21 protein-coding genes are annotated in these 17527 nt (G+C 63.5%); 8 read left to right on the top strand and 13 right to left on the bottom strand.

What is annotated here, in order from left to right:
• Positions 1-63: 63 nt before the first annotated feature.
• Together ACK3R5_RS00280 and ACK3R5_RS00275 are read right to left on the bottom strand one after the other, a co-directional pair.
• Complete coding sequence (locus ACK3R5_RS00280) at positions 64-1047, bottom strand: replication factor C small subunit (protein ID WP_411965096.1); 984 nt, start codon at positions 1045-1047, stop codon at positions 64-66.
• A gap of 103 nt (positions 1048-1150) precedes the next feature.
• Positions 1151-1444, bottom strand: a complete 294-nt coding sequence (locus ACK3R5_RS00275; protein WP_411965095.1) for a GYD domain-containing protein — start codon at positions 1442-1444, stop codon at positions 1151-1153.
• A 152-nt stretch (positions 1445-1596) separates the two neighbouring features.
• Between ACK3R5_RS00275 and samp2 the strand changes: the two genes are divergently transcribed.
• The 3 genes from samp2 (at position 1597) to ACK3R5_RS00260 (ending at position 2680) form a co-directional block, all read left to right on the top strand.
• The gene (gene samp2, locus ACK3R5_RS00270; RefSeq protein ID WP_411965094.1) at positions 1597-1803 is read left to right on the top strand and encodes a ubiquitin-like small modifier protein SAMP2; all 207 of its coding nucleotides are present in this window, start codon (positions 1597-1599) and stop codon (positions 1801-1803) included.
• Positions 1804-1845: 42 nt separating this feature from the next.
• Positions 1846-2223: a GNAT family N-acetyltransferase gene (locus tag ACK3R5_RS00265; protein ID WP_411965093.1), complete on the top strand. Its 378-nt coding sequence runs from the start codon at positions 1846-1848 to the stop codon at positions 2221-2223.
• Positions 2224-2296: 73 nt separating this feature from the next.
• Positions 2297-2680 carry an ArsR family transcriptional regulator gene (locus tag ACK3R5_RS00260; protein WP_411967688.1) on the top strand — a complete coding sequence of 128 codons (384 nt, stop codon included), beginning with the start codon at positions 2297-2299 and terminating at the stop codon, positions 2678-2680.
• On the opposite strand, the gene ACK3R5_RS00255 is transcribed toward ACK3R5_RS00260, so the two are convergent.
• The 4 genes from ACK3R5_RS00255 to larB form a co-directional block, all read right to left on the bottom strand.
• Positions 2677-4050 (bottom strand): phosphoglucomutase/phosphomannomutase family protein, encoded by a 1374-nt coding sequence (locus ACK3R5_RS00255; RefSeq protein ID WP_411967687.1) that lies wholly within the window; start codon positions 4048-4050, stop codon positions 2677-2679. The genes ACK3R5_RS00260 and ACK3R5_RS00255 overlap by 4 nt on opposite strands.
• A 77-nt stretch (positions 4051-4127) precedes the next feature.
• Positions 4128-4367 (bottom strand): GIY-YIG nuclease family protein, encoded by a 240-nt coding sequence (locus tag ACK3R5_RS00250; RefSeq protein ID WP_411967686.1) that lies wholly within the window; start codon positions 4365-4367, stop codon positions 4128-4130.
• Between the two features lie 94 nt (positions 4368-4461).
• Complete coding sequence (locus ACK3R5_RS00245; protein ID WP_411965089.1) at positions 4462-4611, bottom strand: hypothetical protein; 150 nt, start codon at positions 4609-4611, stop codon at positions 4462-4464.
• A 226-nt stretch (positions 4612-4837) separates the two neighbouring features.
• Positions 4838-5596 (bottom strand): nickel pincer cofactor biosynthesis protein LarB, encoded by a 759-nt coding sequence (gene larB / locus ACK3R5_RS00240; RefSeq protein ID WP_411965088.1) that lies wholly within the window; start codon positions 5594-5596, stop codon positions 4838-4840.
• 186 nt (positions 5597-5782) lie between these two features.
• Between larB and ACK3R5_RS00235 the strand changes: the two genes are divergently transcribed.
• The gene (locus ACK3R5_RS00235) at positions 5783-5950 is read left to right on the top strand and encodes a DUF1931 domain-containing protein (RefSeq protein ID WP_411965087.1); all 168 of its coding nucleotides are present in this window, start codon (positions 5783-5785) and stop codon (positions 5948-5950) included.
• A 102-nt stretch (positions 5951-6052) separates the two neighbouring features.
• Here ACK3R5_RS00235 and rpiA read toward each other — a convergent pair whose 3' ends face one another.
• The 4 genes from rpiA to ACK3R5_RS00215 form a co-directional block, all read right to left on the bottom strand.
• On the bottom strand, positions 6053-6739 hold the full coding sequence (rpiA, locus tag ACK3R5_RS00230) for a ribose-5-phosphate isomerase RpiA (RefSeq protein ID WP_411965086.1): 687 nt from the start codon (positions 6737-6739) through the stop codon (positions 6053-6055).
• 66 nt (positions 6740-6805) lie between these two features.
• The gene (locus tag ACK3R5_RS00225) at positions 6806-7930 is read right to left on the bottom strand and encodes an ORC1-type DNA replication protein (protein WP_411965085.1); all 1125 of its coding nucleotides are present in this window, start codon (positions 7928-7930) and stop codon (positions 6806-6808) included.
• Positions 7931-8045: 115 nt separating this feature from the next.
• Positions 8046-8750, bottom strand: coding sequence for an SDR family oxidoreductase (locus tag ACK3R5_RS00220; RefSeq protein ID WP_411967684.1), 705 nt, complete (start codon positions 8748-8750; stop codon positions 8046-8048).
• Positions 8751-8796: 46 nt separating this feature from the next.
• The gene (locus tag ACK3R5_RS00215) at positions 8797-9066 is read right to left on the bottom strand and encodes a hypothetical protein (RefSeq protein WP_411965083.1); all 270 of its coding nucleotides are present in this window, start codon (positions 9064-9066) and stop codon (positions 8797-8799) included.
• A 96-nt stretch (positions 9067-9162) separates the two neighbouring features.
• Between ACK3R5_RS00215 and ACK3R5_RS00210 the strand changes: the two genes are divergently transcribed.
• Together ACK3R5_RS00210 and ACK3R5_RS00205 are read left to right on the top strand one after the other, a co-directional pair.
• A complete protein-coding gene (locus tag ACK3R5_RS00210) occupies positions 9163-9831 on the top strand; it encodes a GNAT family N-acetyltransferase (RefSeq protein ID WP_411967683.1) in 669 nt (222 codons plus the stop codon).
• 388 nt (positions 9832-10219) lie between these two features.
• Entirely contained in the window at positions 10220-11443 is a 1224-nt protein-coding gene (locus tag ACK3R5_RS00205) for a hypothetical protein (RefSeq protein WP_411967682.1), read from the top strand.
• Between the two features lie 237 nt (positions 11444-11680).
• On the opposite strand, the gene ACK3R5_RS00200 is transcribed toward ACK3R5_RS00205, so the two are convergent.
• Positions 11681-13672, bottom strand: coding sequence for a MutS-related protein (locus ACK3R5_RS00200; RefSeq protein WP_411967681.1), 1992 nt, complete (start codon positions 13670-13672; stop codon positions 11681-11683).
• Between the two features lie 133 nt (positions 13673-13805).
• Between ACK3R5_RS00200 and larE the strand changes: the two genes are divergently transcribed.
• Complete coding sequence (larE, locus tag ACK3R5_RS00195; protein WP_411965079.1) at positions 13806-14687, top strand: ATP-dependent sacrificial sulfur transferase LarE; 882 nt, start codon at positions 13806-13808, stop codon at positions 14685-14687.
• A gap of 8 nt (positions 14688-14695) precedes the next feature.
• Here larE and ACK3R5_RS00190 read toward each other — a convergent pair whose 3' ends face one another.
• On the bottom strand, positions 14696-15334 hold the full coding sequence (locus ACK3R5_RS00190) for a histidine phosphatase family protein (RefSeq protein ID WP_411965078.1): 639 nt from the start codon (positions 15332-15334) through the stop codon (positions 14696-14698).
• An 87-nt stretch (positions 15335-15421) separates the two neighbouring features.
• Here ACK3R5_RS00190 and ACK3R5_RS00185 point away from each other — a divergent pair, with 87 nt between their 5' ends.
• Complete coding sequence (locus ACK3R5_RS00185; RefSeq protein ID WP_411965077.1) at positions 15422-15892, top strand: SRPBCC family protein; 471 nt, start codon at positions 15422-15424, stop codon at positions 15890-15892.
• On the opposite strand, the gene ACK3R5_RS00180 is transcribed toward ACK3R5_RS00185, so the two are convergent.
• On the bottom strand, positions 15893-17416 hold the full coding sequence (locus ACK3R5_RS00180) for a twin-arginine translocase subunit TatC (RefSeq protein ID WP_411967680.1): 1524 nt from the start codon (positions 17414-17416) through the stop codon (positions 15893-15895).
• Positions 17417-17527: the final 111 nt, after the last annotated feature.

Below are 17527 nucleotides of genomic sequence, written 5' to 3'. Positions count from 1 at the left end.
CGACAAAGAGCCGTGGTGGTCGGTCTGTGACGAAGAAAAGCGACGTTAGCGGCGTTAGCGGCGTTAGTTCTGTGAAAGCGCGAGCGACGCGAGAAGCGCTTCGAGTTGGACCTGTTCGTTCGCCCCTTCGGAGATACGGTAATCGGCCTCGCCGATTCGCTCCATCAGACGGACCGCCGTGCGTTCGTCCAAGTCGAAGTCCCAGACCGAGCGGTGGAGTTGGTCGATGATGTCGCCGCCGGCCATCCCGGTATCGACGATGAGCGTCTCCAACTTCTTGCGAGCAGTCGTGAAATCGCCGTCGATGGCCGACCGAACCATCTCCTCGATGTCTTCGGGGCGGGCAGTCGACGTAATCATGTAGACTGCTTCTTCGTCCACGACTTCGCCCGTCGTCGCGGCGGCCTGCAGGGAGTTGATGGCGCGACGCATGTCGCCGCCGGCGGCGTAGACGAGTGCGTCGAGGCCGTCGTCGGTGAGTTCGATACCCTCCGCCTCGGCGATATCTCGCGTCTGGTCGGCGATTGCGTCGTCACCGAGCGGCGAAAAGCGGAAGACGGCACATCGAGACTGGATGGGGTCGATAATCTTCGAGGAGTAGTTACACGAGAGGATGAACCGCGTGTTGTCCGAGAACTGCTCCATCGTCCGGCGGAGGGCAGACTGCGCGTCGTTGGTCAGCGAGTCCGCCTCGTCGAGGAAGATGATGCGGTAGTCGTGCCCACCGAACGACGAGCGCGCGAAGTTCTTGATTCGGTCTCGAACGACGTCGATGCCGCGCTGGTCCGACGCGTTGAGTTCGAGGAAGTTCCCCCGCCAGTCGTCGCCGTAGATGGCGCGGGCGATGGCCGTCGCGGAGGTGGTCTTGCCGACGCCCGCCGGGCCCGCAAACAGCAGGTGGGGCAAGTCGTCGCGCTCGATGTAGCTCCGCAGTCGCTCGACGATTTCTTCCTGACCGTAGACGTCGTCGAGGGTCTGCGGTCGGTACTTCTCGATCCAGATTTCGCGACCCGCCGGGGTGTCGCCCGACTCCGCGGCCTCGCTCATATCCATGTCACAGATGGCCGCGCACATAAAGCGTCCGAGACAGTGGCGTCGCGAGGCGATGGACGGCAAAAAACGAGGGCAGGGGCGAGGGCGGTGCGTGTGTTCAGGGCAGGTTCTCGATGAGTTCGCGGTAGTCGTCTTCCGGCCACGCCTTCAGGGTCGCGCCCTTGACGGCACCCGATTGCCCGATTCTGAGCATCGCTTTGGCCGCCGCGTCGTCGTCCGGCATCTCGATGACGGTGACGAGGTCGTACTGCCCCATCGTGAGGTAGAACGCGTGGAGTTCGCCACCGAGCGACTCGATGAGGTCGGTCGCGGAGTCGAGCCGACTCGGGCTGTCGTCGATGTGTTCGATACCTCGCTGGGTGTAGTTCCACAGTGTGATGTACGTTGGCATAGTTTCGGTCTCCTCTCGGTGTCGGTGAACACCGTCTGGACATTCGACAGAAATTAGTTTAAATATTGACATGTTATGGATTTCGAGAAGGTTGTCTCCCCGTGAACACCCAAGCCGACGGACTGAAATCTCCGCCCGCCCCACGCCAGACCATGGACGTAACCGTCGAAGTCGTCGGCGAGGAGACACACGACGTGACCGTCGGCGACGACGGAACCTACGCGGACCTCGTGAAGGCAGTCGAACTCAGCCCCCACGAAGTGTCCGTCCTCGTCGATGGCACACCCGTCCCCGAAGACCAACCAGTCGAAGTCGACCGGGTGCAGGTGCTCCGCCTCATCAAAGGCGGCAGCGACTGACGACCCGCCGGACCTATCTGCTCTCGTCACCGAACGCCGACGATGAGCGACGTCGTCGTCCGCGACGGGGACTCCTCGGAGTTCGTCACAGTCATGCGTATCCTCGACGCTGGCCTCCTCGAGATGGACGCCAGCGACGTGCGGGAACGACTCGACACCGGCGCGTGTCTCGTCGCCGACGTGTCCGGCCGAGTCGTGGGCGTCCTCGTCCTCGACGGCGAGTACGTCGAAGCAGTGGCCGTCGCGCCGAGTCGGCGTGGCCGTGGGATTGGAACCGCTCTCGTCGATGCCGCAGTGGCGCGAGAGGGCCGCCTCGCCGCCGAGTTCGACGCCACTGTCCGCCCCTTCTACGAGTCGCTCGGATTCACTATCGAACCCGCGGGCGACGCCAGCGACGACCGGTTCCGCGGAACGTTGTGAGAACCCGTACGGTACGAGTTAACAACCGACACGTGTAAATCGGCGGGACGGTAAGGGTTAGAGGGCCGACCTCATGGCAAACCGAGAACGACGCGACAGGATACTCACCGACTGGAATCGGGTGTTCGACGCGCTCGCGGACCCCTCTCGCCGGTACGTCCTCGAATATCTCCACGACAGGACTGACCCAGTCTCGTTGTGGGACCTCGCTATCGCACTCGCTGTTCGGACGACGGACCGGCCACCGAATCAGGTCGATATCCAAATCGTCGAACAGGCGCAGGCCGGTATCGTCCACGTTCACCTGCCGAAACTCGAAGCGGCCAACCTCGTGGAGTCGAACGGTGACGCCGTCTCACTGACCGACCACGCGCAGACGCTGCCCCTCTTCACGCCCGCGTACCGCGGAATCGTTCGACCCGATGCGAGTGAAACAGACGACGACAGAGAGTCTTAGACGAGCGGTTCGACGAGTTCGCGACCCGCTTCGAGGAGCGCAGAGACCGCATCTTCACTCCCTGCTTCGGCGTAGACTCGCATCTTCGGTTCCGTGCCCGACGGGCGGACGAGAAGCCACGACCCGTCGTCCAAGAGGAGTTTGAACCCGTCGAGTGTGACGACTTTGGCGATGTCGCGCCCGGCGACTGTCTCCGGCAGTTCGTCGTCGAGTTCGTCGATGACACGCGCTTTCTCGCCGTCCGGACAGTCGATGCTAATCTTGTCGGCGACGATTTCGCCGTACTCGTCTTCGATGCGGTCCAGTCGGGCGTCGAAGTCCTCCTCGGCGGCGGCAGTGGCCGCGAGGAGCGCCATCAGCACGCCGTCTTTCTCGCGGACGTGGCCTCGGACGGTGAACCCGCCAGACTCCTCGCCACCCATCAGGGCGTCGTGTTCGCGCATCGCGTCTGCGACCCACTTGAATCCGACTGCCGTCTCGAAGACTTCCTCGCCGTGTGCCTCTGCGATACGGTCGATGAGGAACGTCGTCGAAACCGTTCGGATGGCGGGGCCGGCGTCCGATTCGAGCAGATAGTCGTAGACGGCGGCGAAAAAGAGGTTCTCGTCGAGGACGCCACGCTTGGGTGTCGCGATGGCGAGTCGGTCGGCGTCACCGTCGTTCGCGACGCCGAGGTCAGCACCCAGGTCGATGAGTGCCTCGGAGAGTTCTTCGAGGTTCTCCGCCGAGGGTTCCGGCGGGTTGCCACCGAACTCCGCGTCGCGGTTACAGCGGAGACGGACGACGTCCGCGCCGGCCGATTCGAGGAGTGCGTCGGTGACGCCGCGACCACTGCCGTGCATGGCGTCGTAGACGATTGTCTGGCCAGACAGGTCGTCACCGACGAGTTCGAGGGCGTGGTCGGCGTGTGGCGAGACGACGTCGACGCGTTCGATAGTGCCGCGTTCCGATTCGGGGAGCAAGTCGGGTTCGGCGAGGTAGGCGGCGACGGCGTCGGTCACCTCGGGCAGCGCAGGTGCACCGTCGGACGGGATGAACTTCACACCGTTGTACTCCGGCGGGTTGTGAGAGGCAGTGACCATCAGCGCACCCGAGAGGCCGCGGTCCGCGATGGCGTAGGCGACGAGTGGCGTCGGGCAGTCTCGTTCGGGCATGAGTACGTCGAACCCGTTGCCGGCGACGACTTCGGCGAGTGACTCGGCGAATCCGGGCGACGTCTCACGGGCGTCGTATCCGACGAACACGGGGTCGGTGTAGCCCTCTTCGCGAAGGTAGTCTGCAACCGCTTGGCCGACGATTCGGACGCGCTCGTCGGTGAACGTGTCCAACGTGGCGCGCCACCCATCGGTCCCAAAGGAGATATGTTCCATACGCGCACGTCGGCACGACGAGGCAAAAAACTACGTTACGTCCCGACATGTACCGCCGTCAGGATCGACGGGCGACGTCACGACTCGACGAGTGTCAGTTTCTGCTCGCGTCTGAGTTGCTTGATTTCGTACTCGCGGGACATCGCGGCGGATTTCGAGTCGAACTCCTCGACGTAGACGAGTTCGACGGGCGTGCGCCCACGGGTGTACTTTGCGCCGTCACCTGCGTTGTGTTCTGCGACGCGTCGCTCGACGTCAGTCGTGTATCCGGTGTACAGCGACCCGTCGGTACACTGGAGGACGTAGACGAAGTGCACGAGAGAATGGTTCAGGGGCGAGGGTATGAACCCTACGCCCCGTCTCGCGCACGAGGTATTGGCTTCGCGTGGTGGTCTTTGTTCGCTTCAGTGGTCATGCAGTGCGGGCGCGTCTTCGAGCGACTTCCGCGATACCCGCGTTCGCCGAGCAGTTCGGGCAAGCGAGGACTTGTCCGTCCTTGTCGGCGAAGACGCGTGCGAAGCGCTCTGAGACGTGTGACCCGCAGTGGTCACATACAGGCATTGTTTGTACTGCCGGCAGCCACCAAGCCGGTGTATGTTACACAGTGGCCCACCCATATGAGGGCATCGCGCGTGTGCGCGCGAGCGCCGATTACACGCACTCCCGTGGTGCACTCCTGTCGTCCGAAAGTAGTCGTCCACTCTCACAGCGAACACAGTCGTTCGGCAACCACTCACCGAACCGAGGAGGGACGACGGAGAAATCGACAGCGTAGTCGGCCCTGTGCCTACGCTTCCTGCCGGGCGTCGGAGACTGCGCGGGCGACGAGGCCCGCCTGTGCACCCGCGATATACCCTGCGTCGATGTTCACCACCGAGAGGACGGTACACGATTGGACCATCCCGAGGAGCGCCGCCTCACCGTCGCCACCGTGACCGTATCCGGTCGAGACGGGCAACCCGATGACCGGGGTATCGACGAGTCCAGCGACGACGGTGGGCAATGCGCCTTCTCTCCCGGCAGCGACGACGAGGACGTCGACGTCACGGAGCATATCCAGATGGTCGAGGACGCGCCCGAGGTGGGCGACACCAACGTCTTCGACTCGCTCGACTGTCACACCCATCTCGCGAAGGACGACGGCCGCTTCGCCTGCAGCCTCCGCGTCGGACGTCCCGCCAGTGACGATGCCGACGGTGGCGTCGACATCGGGGCGCTCGAACGACGAGTCACACGCGACGATGGTCTTCGCTCGGGCGTCGCGTTCGATATCACAGTCGGGGAGGGCATCGGCGACGGCGGCGGCGTGGTCAGCGCTGGCACGAGTGAGTAGCGCTCGCCCACTCGTCTCGACTGCCGTGACGGCAATCGTCGCCGCCTCGTCGGGTGTCTTTCCCTCTGCGAGGATGGCTTCGGGGACTCCGCGGCGCGTCTCTCGGGCGGCGTCGAACCGACCCGCACCAGTCGTCGCGTATCCGGCGAGTCGTGCTTCCGCCTCCGCGGGCGAGAGTGACCCGTCCGCGACGGCGTCCAGAATGTCGCGCATATGGCCGCAGGTAGGCCCGAGGCGTACTCATACCCGTCGTTCTCCCTTCACGAGGAGAAAACATATATAAGAGGGGATTCTTACTTCGAAATTCGTCGTTATAGAAGCGCCAAAACCCCCAAATACGGCGGTATTAACGACCAATATAGCAACGTTTAAGAAGGGAGAATCGGAAGAACATTCTGTATGGCAGACCTCATTGTCAAGGCAGCCGTCAAGGAAGCGCTCAAGGACAAGAACGTAGCCTCGGACTTCTACGACGCTCTCGACGAAGAAGTCAAGGAGCTTCTCGACGACGCTGCTCGCCGTGCCGAGCAGAACGACCGCAAGACCGTCCAGCCCCGCGACCTGTAAACCGGTCCCAAACTACATTCTATTTATCGCAGACCGCCGAGCGACAGCAGTCGGCAGTCCACGAGCAGTCGGCAATCCAGAATTCGTCTCCGAAAGCGTCGCTCAGGCCTCGTGAACGTCGACGCCGTCGTCCGTGCCGACGTAGACGGTATCCGCCACTCCGACGAAGAGGCCGTGTTCGACGACGCCCGGGAGCGCCGACAGTGACGCCGCCAGCGCGTTCGGGTCGTCGATGGTCCCGAAGTCACAGTCGAGGACGAGATTCCCGTTGTCGGTGACGACGGGGCCATCTTTTCGTTCGGCACGGCGGAGCGTCGGGTCGCCGCCGAGGTCCGAGACGGCCGCCGAGACGGTGGTTCGTGCGTCGGGGAGCACTTCGACCGGAATCGGGTGGGAGAGCACGTCCGCCACCTTCGACGGGTCCGCGACGACGAGGAAGCGGTCTGCGAAGGTGTCGACGATTTTCTCGCGGGCGTGAGCGGCCCCGCCACCCTTCACGAGTGCGTCGCCGGCAATCTGGTCTGCACCGTCGATTGCGACGTCCACAGCGTCGACTTCGTCGAGGGCGGCGAGTGGGACGTCGCACTCGTGGGCGAGTTCGCGCGAGGCGAAGGACGTCGGAACGCCGCGAACGTCCATCCCGTCGGCGACGAGTTCGCCGATGGCGCGAATCGCGAACGCCGCCGTGCTTCCGGTGCCGAGGCCGACGACCATGCCGTCTTCGACTGCGTCGACTGCGGCCTCAGCGGCGCGACGTTTCTGTTCGTCGGTTCCGCCGGTAGTCTTCATATCTCAGGCGACTCGGCCGGCGAGTAAAAATTGACCTGAAACGGGTCGAAGCGTCCGTCGAGACGGTCAGAGACGGTCCAGAACCGCGTCGGCGTCGTAGGCCAGCGAGATGGCTCGCGTCCGACCCCGGCCCTCGATTTCGGTGTAGCGTGCCTCGATGACGCCGAGTTGGTCGAGTTTGTTCACGAGTTCCGAGTAGCGTGTGTACCCCAGTCCGGTCTCTTCGTTGAACGCCTCGTACACCGCACCAGCGCGTTCGCCGTCGAACTCGGCGACGACACGGACGAGTTCGCGTTCGGGGTCCGAAAGCCCACGCAAGCACCGCGAGAGGTGGACGTACTTCGACTTGTCGTAGGCCTCCTCTACGTCTTCCATGTCGACGGTCCGAGAGGCACGCATCTCGGCGTGCAGGCCGGCGCGCCGGAGCAAGTCGATACCGACTCGCAAGTCACCGCTGTCGGCGGTGAGTTCGGCCACCCGGTCGAGTTCCGGCGCGCCGATGACGTTGTCGTGGAAGCCTCGTTTGGTCCGCCCCCGGAGGATGTCGACGATTTCGTTCACGTCGTAGCGGGGGAAGAACACCTCTTCGGGCCGGAAGACGCTCTGGACGCGCCCGTCGAGTTCGTCGATGACGTCGAGCGAGAGGTCCGACGAGATGATGATGACGCCGATTCGCGCCCCGGTGTGTGCCTCGTGGGCGCGAAGCAGCGAGTAGAGCGTATCTGACGCCTCGTTCTCGTAGAAGAGGTAGTTCACGTCGTCGAGTGCGACGACGAGCACTTCGTCGTCTTCGACGAGTCGGTCGGTTATCTGGCCGAACAACTTCTTGAACGAGATGCCCGACGACGGGGGTTCGTACTCGAAGATGTGCTCGAAGACGCGCGAGAACACCGCGTAGCGGGTCGAATCGACCTGGCAGTTCACGCGGACGGTCCGAACGCCCGACTGCGTCCCCAACTCGCCGAAGAGTTTCTGGACGGCAGTCGTCTTGCCCGTGCCGGGTGGACCACGAACCATCGTGTTCAGGGGACGAGAGCCACGAACTGCCGGGCGAAGTGCGTACTTCAGACTCTGCAGTTGGGTCTCACGGTGGTCGAACGTCTCCGGGACGTGGTCAATCTCGAAGACGTGTTCGTCGCGGAACACCGATTCGTCCCACGACAGCATCCCCTCTTCGGGGTCCTCCCTCATCGAATAGAGTACCACGCGCAGGGGACTTAATCGTTTACCGGCCATCGTCCGACGGGCGTCCCACGAGAGACGCGAGTGGGACGTCGTCACCTCCCCCACCTCGTCGTCGCCAGTCTCAGACGTGTCGAGTCAACCCACCGTCGACGCGGAGGTTCTGGCCGGTTACGTAACTCGACTCCTCGGAGACCAGAAACGCGACGGTGTCGGCTATCTCCTCGACAGTCGCGGGTCGCCCCATCGGAATTCGTTCGCGAGTCTCGTCGTCGACTTCGTAACTGTCCGTAAAGCCCGGCAGCACGTTGTTCATCCGGACGCCATCTGCCGCAAAGCGGTCGGCGTAGAGTTTCGTGTACGCACCGAGACCGGCACGCAGCACCGACGACACGGGGAAGTCGGGCGACGGTTCGTACGCCGAGAACGTCGAGATGTTGACGATGCTCCCGCCGTCGCCCTCGCGGAGGAGTGGCGTGGCGAGTCGGGCCATCCGGACGACGTTGAGCAAAACGAGGTCCATCCCTTCGCGCCACTCCGCGTCTGTTATTTCGAGGAGGTCACCGGTCGGCGGGTGGCCGGTGTTGTTGACGACGGCGTCGAGGCGGCCGTAGGTCTCCGAGGCGGCCTCGACCATCGCGGCGAGGGCGTCGGTGTCGGTGACCGAGCCTTCGAATCCGACGCCGCCGAGTTCGTCTGCGAGGTCCACGGCGGCACCGGAGGTGGACAGGAGAATCGGTGTGTAGCCGTCGTCTGTGAGACGGCGGGCACAGGCAGCGCCCATGCCGCGACTGCTCGCCGTGACGAGTGCGACGGGTGAATCGTGCATAGGGACGCCTCGGCCGGTTGCGTGAAAGAGATTCGTGAATCGGAACTTACCGAACCAGCGTGTAGACACGGTAGACGCCGAATGCGGCGACGACGAGTCCGACGAACCCGACGAAGAGGACGACGAGATTCGCGTCGCCCTGTGCGAGTGCGCCCACCGCAGGGAGGACGATGGCGAACACCGCGATGGAGACGCCGAAGACGAGGAACAACAGGTACACCGCCGTTCCCAGCACGTCCCAGATGGCGTTCTTCGTGGCGTGGTAGACGACGTCGTACTGTCGCCGTTCCTCGGCGGAGAGCGAATCGGAGGGCATGAGACGAAATTGTCGGCGAAGTATTATAAATGAAGACGGGACCAGTGGCCCGTACCGCACACAAAGCGTATACCGGACCCCCGTGCCACTCGATGCATGCCCGGTGCACGAGTCGCAACTGGCGAGCGAGTCACCCTCCGAACGGCCGAGACAGCGGATATCCCGTTCCTCCAGCGAGCGGGCGCGAATCCGGAGATTCGGATTCCGCTCGGGAACCCAGTGATGAACCGCGAGCAGTACGAGATATCCGACGACCGGAACGCACCGGACAAGTTCGTCGTCTGTCTCGAAGACGACGACGCGTCCGCCGGTGCTCCCGGCGGCGGCAGCGACAGCACCGGCAACAACGACAGCACCGGCGACAACGACAGCGACAGCACCGGCGACAACGACAGCACCGGCGACAACGACAGCGACAGCACCGGCAACAACGACAGCGACGACGTGACACCTATCGGATTTGTCGGCGTCGCGGACGCACACTACAAGCGGCCGGAACTCGGCTACTGGCTGGTTCCCGAGTATCGTGGCGACGGGTACGGAAAGGAGGCAGTCTCGCTCGCCATCGACTACGTCTTCAGCCAGCACGACACGCCTGCAGTGGAAGCGGAGGCGTTCGACTTCAACGAGGCGTCTCGCGGCCTCTTGGAGTCACTCGGGTTCATCGAGGAGGGTCGAAAACGGAGGTTTATGTTCGTCGACGGTGCGCACCGCGACATGATTCAGTACGGGTTACTCCGCGAGGAGTGGGAGAGCGAGAAGTAACTCGTCGGGAGAAGACACGGGAGGCCGGTCACCGACAGTCCGACCAGACGCCCCACGCCCACGTCACCCGATTTGGAACCGAGTACCCTCAGTTCCCGGAGACGAGTCTCAGACCCGCCACACCGGTGATAATATCTGCTTAATTGAATGGTTGGACGAGTAACTTTGCGTCAACCCATCGATAGGTACCGCATCACTCTCCACACGAGGCACGCTTTGTGAGACGCCGCGGACGAACGGGCATCGAGACACGACATCTCCACCGAAGTACTGTGGATGGGTGTGCTGCCTCGCTGAGAATATCAGGAGTTGAACCAAAGATGACCCACGCAGGACCCACCCGTAACTCAGTCGACTCGGCACGCAATCTGCACGGTGGAGTCTGCCGATGACTCTCGTCGTCTCGATAGTGGTCGTCGTGACACTCCTCGCACTGTCCGCGATACTGTATTCGAGCAGAGTCCAGAAATCAGAGGTCTACCAGGCGGCGGTCGTTCCGCTCGCCAATATCATGGACATCGGATTCGTCGCGATGACGCCAATTATCGTGTTCATCATCGGACTCGAATCGCCCCTCGTCATGCTCGGACTCTGTGCGCTCGGCTACACGATGGGGTGGGTCATGCGATACAACATCCGGAAATACGAACCGATAGCCGGCGGGAAGGGAGCGCTACACAACGTCTCGCGTGTCTCGCAGGCTTCGTTACTCGTCGCGTCGCTGGTGAACGTCGCCTACTACTTGCAGTTGATGGGCGGAGTCATCATCATCCTCATCGCGGTTCCGCTGGGCGTGAACCTCGACCCCGGCGTCTCGCGGGGGTCAGGACTCGCGGTTATCTCGCTCGTCGCCCTCGGGTTGATTGGCTTTTCCAGAGGGCTCGACCAACTCAACAGACTGGGCGAAAAGACGACAGCGTTCAACCTCGCGGCCATCACGGCAATCATCGTCGGGTTCCTCGCGTACAACATCGACGTCGCCCTAGCGGGGAACTGGGCGCTCCCCAATTACGACCCACCAGTGGGCTCAGAAGAGCTCCGGAAAATTCTCGGTCTCTTCGCCATCGTCCAGGGCTTCGAAGCGTCTCGATTCATCGGTTCGCAGTACAGCGCTGACCTCCGTATCAAGACGATGCGAATCGCACAAATCATCGCCACGATTGCGTTCGTCCTCTTCCCATTCGCCGCTCTCCTCCTCTTTGCGGAGTACCGCCCAGATTCGGCCGACCCAATCTCGGTCGTTCTCATCGCGACGGTGGCGAGCCCCATCCTTCCGTGGCTCATCTTGCTCTTAGCGGTCGGGAGTCAAGCATCGGCGGCAGTCAACGCAATCTCCTCACGGTCGGCGGTCCTGCTGGAACTCACCGAAGGAGGCGTCGAGGAGCGCTTCACCTATCCCATCCTCGCTATCGGAGCCATCGCTGTCGTTCTCGTCACCGACGTGCTCTCGGCTGTCGCGATTGCCTCGCGGGTGTTCGCGGCGTTCTTCGCCCTTCAGTGTATCATCGGCCTCGTCATGGCCTCGCGCAACAACCAGTGGACACGGTTCGTGGGCATCGGGCTGGTCGGTCTGGCGATGGTGACAATCGCGCTCTTCGGGCTACCGAGCTGAGCGGAACTCCGGGCCGAACCGCGAGCGAGGCCAACAGCCGAGGCTCGCGGCGTTTTTGTCGCCAGAACGCAGTGCGTTCTGGCTGAACGGCCAGAAGTCACAGACTTCTGGCAGTGGTCCAGATTTTTCGAGGAGTGCGAGACGGCACCAGCGTCTCGCTTCCTCACGGGCGACTCGCGGGTCGCCCGTGAAGAGTGGGTCGCCGCAGGCGACCCCGACGAAGAAAAAGGTGGGGTTTCAGAACTTCTCCAGCAACCGCCCGTAGAAACTCGTCTCGCTCTCGCCGGCCAGTTTCTCCACGATGAGTTCGGGCGTCGAACGCGCGAGGTGGTCCTTGACGGGCGACCGGTTCACCACGAGTTCGCCGTCTTCCAGTCCCACGGCCTCGATACCGTCCACGGCGACGTCGACATCGGCGGCCTCACGAATCCCGCCCGCGAGGTGAGAGACGAACACCGCCGCCGCGCCCTGTTCGGCGAGTTCTTCGAGGATACCGGCGATGATTTTGGCCGACGCACCCGGTTCGGTGATGCTCTCTAACTCGTCGACGAGGACGAGTCGGTCGGCCGCACCGTCGGTGAGTGCGGCGAAGTCGCGGAGCGTGCTCTCGAACGCACCCGCGTCGAGGGTCCCCTGTGACTTGGCATAGTAGTGGAGTTCCGAGAAGCGCGAGAGACGGACCGACTCCGCTGGAACGGGCAGTCCCATGTGCGCGAGGACGACGACGAGCGCCACGAGGTCCAGCGTCGACGTCTTCCCACCGCTGTTGACGCCCGAGAGGAGCGTGACGCCGGACACCTCGTAATCGACGGGGTCTACGTCCTCGAAATCCACGTCGAGGAGCGGCGAGCGTCCGGCCTCGATGGTGAACGACCCCGGTCCGTCGTCGCCGGCGTGGCCCGTGAATTCGGGGAAGACGCAGTCGAAGTCGCGGACGAATCGCGAGATTGCGAGGCGGACGTCCAGTTCGAGGGCGTCGCGAACGAGCGTCTCGACCGGGTCGCGGAGGACACCGAGGTCCGACGCGAGGTCGGATTTGAGTTTCGCGGCGCGTCGGCCACGAGCGGCCTTCAGTTCGGTCCGTAAGCGACCCACCGCCGCTTCGTCGTGGTCGAGCGGGAACGACGGGTTCTCGGGGAAGATGCGTTCTGTGATGTCGGCCTCGCCGGGTTGGAGCGCGAGCGACTCGACGAAGTGGTCGCGGGCGGCGGCGAGTGCCTCGTCGAACTCGTCTTCGAGTTCGCGTGCGAGGAGTGAGTCGACGCGCGCTCCCTGTTCGACCAACGAGAGGAAGTCCGTCCCCTCGATGGTCACGTCACGTTCCCGAATCACGTCGCGCAGGTGGTCGTTGGCGACCGATTCGGCCGTCGAGACGGCCGCGTCGATGTCGTCGACGGCGTTCGTGAGGCGCGTGAGTTCGTCGTCGCCGACGACGGTCCCATCGTCGTCTAACCGGGAGAGGGCATCGCGGAGGGCGTCGACGTCACACGGTGGGTCGATACCTGCGGCCTCGTGGACGTCCGCCGCGGCCAACAGCGCCTCGCGGTTCTCGGCGAAGAAGGCGAGCAGTCGCTCGGGGACGACTTCGTGGGTTCGTTCTGCCGCGTCCGGGAGGACACGCACGTCGCCCTCGACGTCGATACCGGCGAACGACTCGTCGAGGACGACGACGGTGGAGTACGACCGAGCGAGTTCGCCGATACCACGTGCGTCTTCGACGACTTCGATAGAGAGTTCGGGGAACGTCTCTTTCGCCGCCGCGTAGCGTTCGGCGTCGGTGGTGGCGATACAGCGCTCGCGGACGCGCCGCGGTTTGGGGTCCGAGAGCGGTTCGACGCCGGCGAGTGCGTCGAGGACGCTCTGGTCTGGGTCGAGGTCCGTCGCGTCGGCGGCGAACTCGCGGACCTCCTCGATTCGAGACGCCGACCCGGTGGGAAACAGCGTCTCCATGCGCTTTTCGGCGTACGAGGTGACGGTCCGTGCCTGCAAGAGACCGAGTGCGTCGCGGTAAACCTCAGAGGCACGGTCGGTGGCGAGGAATCCACCGGCATCGTCGTGGTCACGTCGAATCGCCCCGCGGGCGATAGCCGCCGCCCTGCCTTCCGTGAGACCCGGCGCTCGTGCGAGTGCGGCCACGTCCCCCTCTCTGAGCGCTCGTTCGGCGTCGTCGAGTTCCGAGAGTGCTGCCGCCGTCTTCGCGCCGACACCGGGGATGGTCTCGAACTCCATTCGGGCGCACCTATCGCGGCATAGAACAAAAAGTCGCGGGTGCCAAACCCCGTGACGACGAGCAAATTCGTTCGTTGCCGGTCGTTCGCGCCGGGGACGAGGGGCTTTTGACCGTCCACCGGGAAGGGAGGCCATGAGCGAGCGAGACGCCGCGTCGAAGGCACAGGCGGCACGCGAGGCACTCGCAGACCGCGAGAGCGTCCTCGTCGCCTTCTCCGGCGGCGTAGACTCCAGTGTAGTCGCTGCACTCGCCTTCGACGCCCTCGGGGACGACGCAGTCGCCTGTACGGCAAAGAGCGAGACGCTCCCCGAAGCGGAGTTGGACGACGCCAAGCGCGTGGCCGAAGAAATCGGGATTCCGCACGTCGTCGTCGAGTTCTCGGAACTCGACAACCCGGACTTCGTGACGAACGACGACGACCGGTGTTATCACTGCCGGACGATGCGTCTGGGGCGAATGTACGACGCTGCCCGTGAGCGCGGCATCGAGACGGTCTGTGACGGGACGAACGCCTCGGACCCCGGCGAGGGACACCGTCCCGGCCTCCGAGCAGTCGAGGAGTTAGACGTCATCTCACCGCTTCTCGCACACGACATCACGAAAGACGAGGTGCGCGAAATCGCAGACGACTACGGCCTCTCCGTCGCCGACAAGCCGTCGATGGCCTGTCTCTCGTCGCGCATCCCGACCGGTCTCGAAGTCACGGAAGAACGACTCTCTCGCGTCGAACGAGCCGAGACGATTCTCCGAACCTGGGGCTTCGAACAGTTCCGCGTCCGTGACCACGATGGCCTCGCTCGCATCGAAGTCGCACCCGACGAACTAGAGCGCGCACTCGACGCGGATTTCGTCCGCGCTGCGCGTGACCACCTGAAGGACGCCGGATTCGACCACGTCACCCTCGACTTACACGGGTACCGGACGGGAAGTGTCAGTCCCGCTGCTGACGACGACACAGACGACGAGATGCTCGTCGACGACGTGTTCGCACAGGATTACCCGATGCGGAAGTAGGCGTCTCGTTACGCCGTCAGATACTCGGTTTCGTTCTCTGCGACGACGTGGACCGCCGGTTCGGAACCGTCGTCACTCACTTCGACGACGAGTTCGCACAGACTCCCGTAGTCGAGCGGTTGTGAGAGCATCGTCTCGACGATGTTCAGTCCTTTCAGTTCCCCGAGGATGAGCCGAATGGGTGTCCCGTGGGTGACGACCAGAACCGTCTCGTCGGAGGCCATCGTCGCGACGAGGCCTTCTTCTGCCGTGAGGACGCGTCGCCGAACTTCGACGAGGCTCTCACCGCTCGGCGGTCGTTCGCGTGCCGCCGGCGTCCCGACTGCCGAGAGGAAGTACTGCGGATACTGGTCCGCGAGGCGCTCGAATTCGAATCCCTGAAGCGACCCGACGTCGCGTTCACGCCACGAGGAGTCGAGAACCGGTTCGATTCCGAGTTCGCGGGCGATTGGTCGAGTGGTCTCTTGGGCGCGTTCGATATCCGAGGAGACGATGCGGTCGACATCGTACGATTGTTTGACGTGGCGCGCGAGCGCGTCCGCTTGGTTTCGGCCACGGTCATCGAGCGAGACAGGTGCCCAGCCCTGCACACGCCCTTCGTGGCTCCACGTCGTCTCGCCGTGACGGGCGAGAAGGAGGGTTGCCATACGTGATTTTTCTTCCCACTGGCAATGAACGTTCCGCGCCGAGTGTCACGCGCGAGATTCACGGTTGAGGGGCGCGAATAGACGGCTATGGGACGTGAACTCACGACGAGCATCGAAATCGACGCCCCGCCGGAGCGGGTGTGGGACGTGCTCGTCGATTTCGACCACTACGACGAGTGGAACCCCTTCATGCGCATCGCTGGGCGGGCGAACGTGGGTGCGACACTCGTCGTCCACCTCATGCCGCCGGGCGGACGCGAGTCGGTATTCGAACCAGACGTGACCCGGTGTGAGAAACACCGCGAGTTCAGGTGGCTTGGCCACCTCGTACTACCGGGCCTCTTCGACGGCGAGCATCAGTTCCGTCTCGAACCACTCGACGGTGGGGACAGAACCCGATTGGTGCACGCCGAGACGTTCTCGGGCATTCTGGCGGGACTCATCTTTCGGTTCATCGGCGAGGAGACGAAGGCCGGGTTCGAGGCGATGAACGAGGCGCTCAAGATTCGCGTCGAACGACTGCTCGCGATGGAAGAACAGGAATCGGCAGAGTTGTGACTAATTTCCGGTCCACCGCAGCACGGCGAGCGTCCCTTCGAAGAGCGTAATCATCGTCGCCGCGATGATGATGGGGGCCATCCCCGTGGGGTCGGGACTGACGAGGAACGCCAGTCCGAGGAACGCGCCCCAGAACAGCAGGCGGCGGTCTTCCAACCACAGTCGCGTGACCAGATTCATCATGATGGCCAGCTCGACGAACAGTGGAATCTGGAAGACGATGGCCATGTAGCCCATCAGGATGAGGATGAGGTTGAACGTCTCTTTGAGGCCGAACGCGATGACCGCCGTCCCTTCGGTGTAGGACGTGAAGTACGCGAAGATAGCCGGCAGGACCACGAAGTGCGCGAAGATGACGCCGATAACCGCGAGAATCAGACTCGTCGGCACCGCCGCGAGGTAGTACTTGCGCTCTTTGGGGTACAGACCGGGGCGCATGAACAGGTACGTCTCGTAGACGAACACCGGGAGGCCGATGACCGTCCCTGCGAGGCCGGCGACTTTGAGCTTCGTCAGGATGAGTTCGAGCGGGCCGTAGAGGCGCGGCCGACGGTCGGCAATCGAGTCGGCGGCCGGGATGTGGGTGTTCCAGAGGAAGTTGATGACATCGGTGGCGCTCGGTAAACCGGTGTTCACGTAGGCGTTGAGGATGTCGGCACCCGGGAAGAGGATGAGCGTAATCAGCCCTGCGACACCGAAGACGACTGCCAACCGACGAATCATCTCCTCGATGTGGTCGGTCAGCGGCATCTCCTGGTCGCTCTCGGGGGCGCTCCCGACGAGGCCATCGTCATCGTCGCCCATCGCCGTACTCGGGTCGTACGGGTCGGGCGCGTCGCCTGTTGGGCCGACGGTTACGTCGTCTTCGGCGTCGTCGGCGTCGTCTCCGTCGTCTTCAGCGTCGGCATCGTCTCCGTCGTCGGCATCGTCGGCATCGACTTCGTCGTCGCCATCTGTGTCGGAACCGTCGGTGTCCTCGCCGGGGTCTGTGCCCGACTCGTCGTCGTCCGTAGACTCGTCGGGCGTCGCCTCGTCACGAGGCGTCACGCGGCCGTAGACTGGTTCAGTCTCGTCCTCAGACGTGTCCGAGTCAGCGTCGTCCTCAGACGTGTCCGAGTCAGCGTCGTCCTCAGACGTGTCCGAGTCAGCGTCGTCCTCAGACGTGTCCGAGTCAGCGTCGTCCTCAGACGTGTCCGAGTCAGCGTCGTCCTCAGACGTGTCGCTGGCGTCAGCTTCCCCGCCCGCGTCGTCGTCGGAGTCGCCGACAGATGCGTCGTCGTCCGACTCCTCGTTTTCGGGGGCGTCGCCGGAGTCGTCAGCGTGAGGACTGGCGTCAGATTCGTCCGTAGACGTCTCGTCGTCGGTAGAATCGTCTGTCGCAACGTCGTCTGAGCCGTCTGTCACGACGTCGTCCCCGGTGTCTGAATCGTCACCGCGCGAAACCGGGTCGTTGTCAGTCACGTCGTCAGAGACGTTCGTCTCGTCGTCCGTTGATGACTCCACGTCGCGCTCCTCGTCCGCCATTCAGATGAGTTACGCTTCCGGCCAGTTATAGGTCTTTTCGGATAGTTCCGAGAACGGACCTCACCCTCCCCGAAAATACGGATGCGGTGAAAAAGATTGATAACCGCCAGA

The sequence above is a fragment of the Haloferax sp. YSSS75 genome, assembly GCF_046764215.1.
Classification (GTDB): domain Archaea; phylum Halobacteriota; class Halobacteria; order Halobacteriales; family Haloferacaceae; genus Haloferax.
Note: the sequence above shows the minus strand (reverse complement) of the source record. Positions and strands in the feature narration are given on the sequence as shown.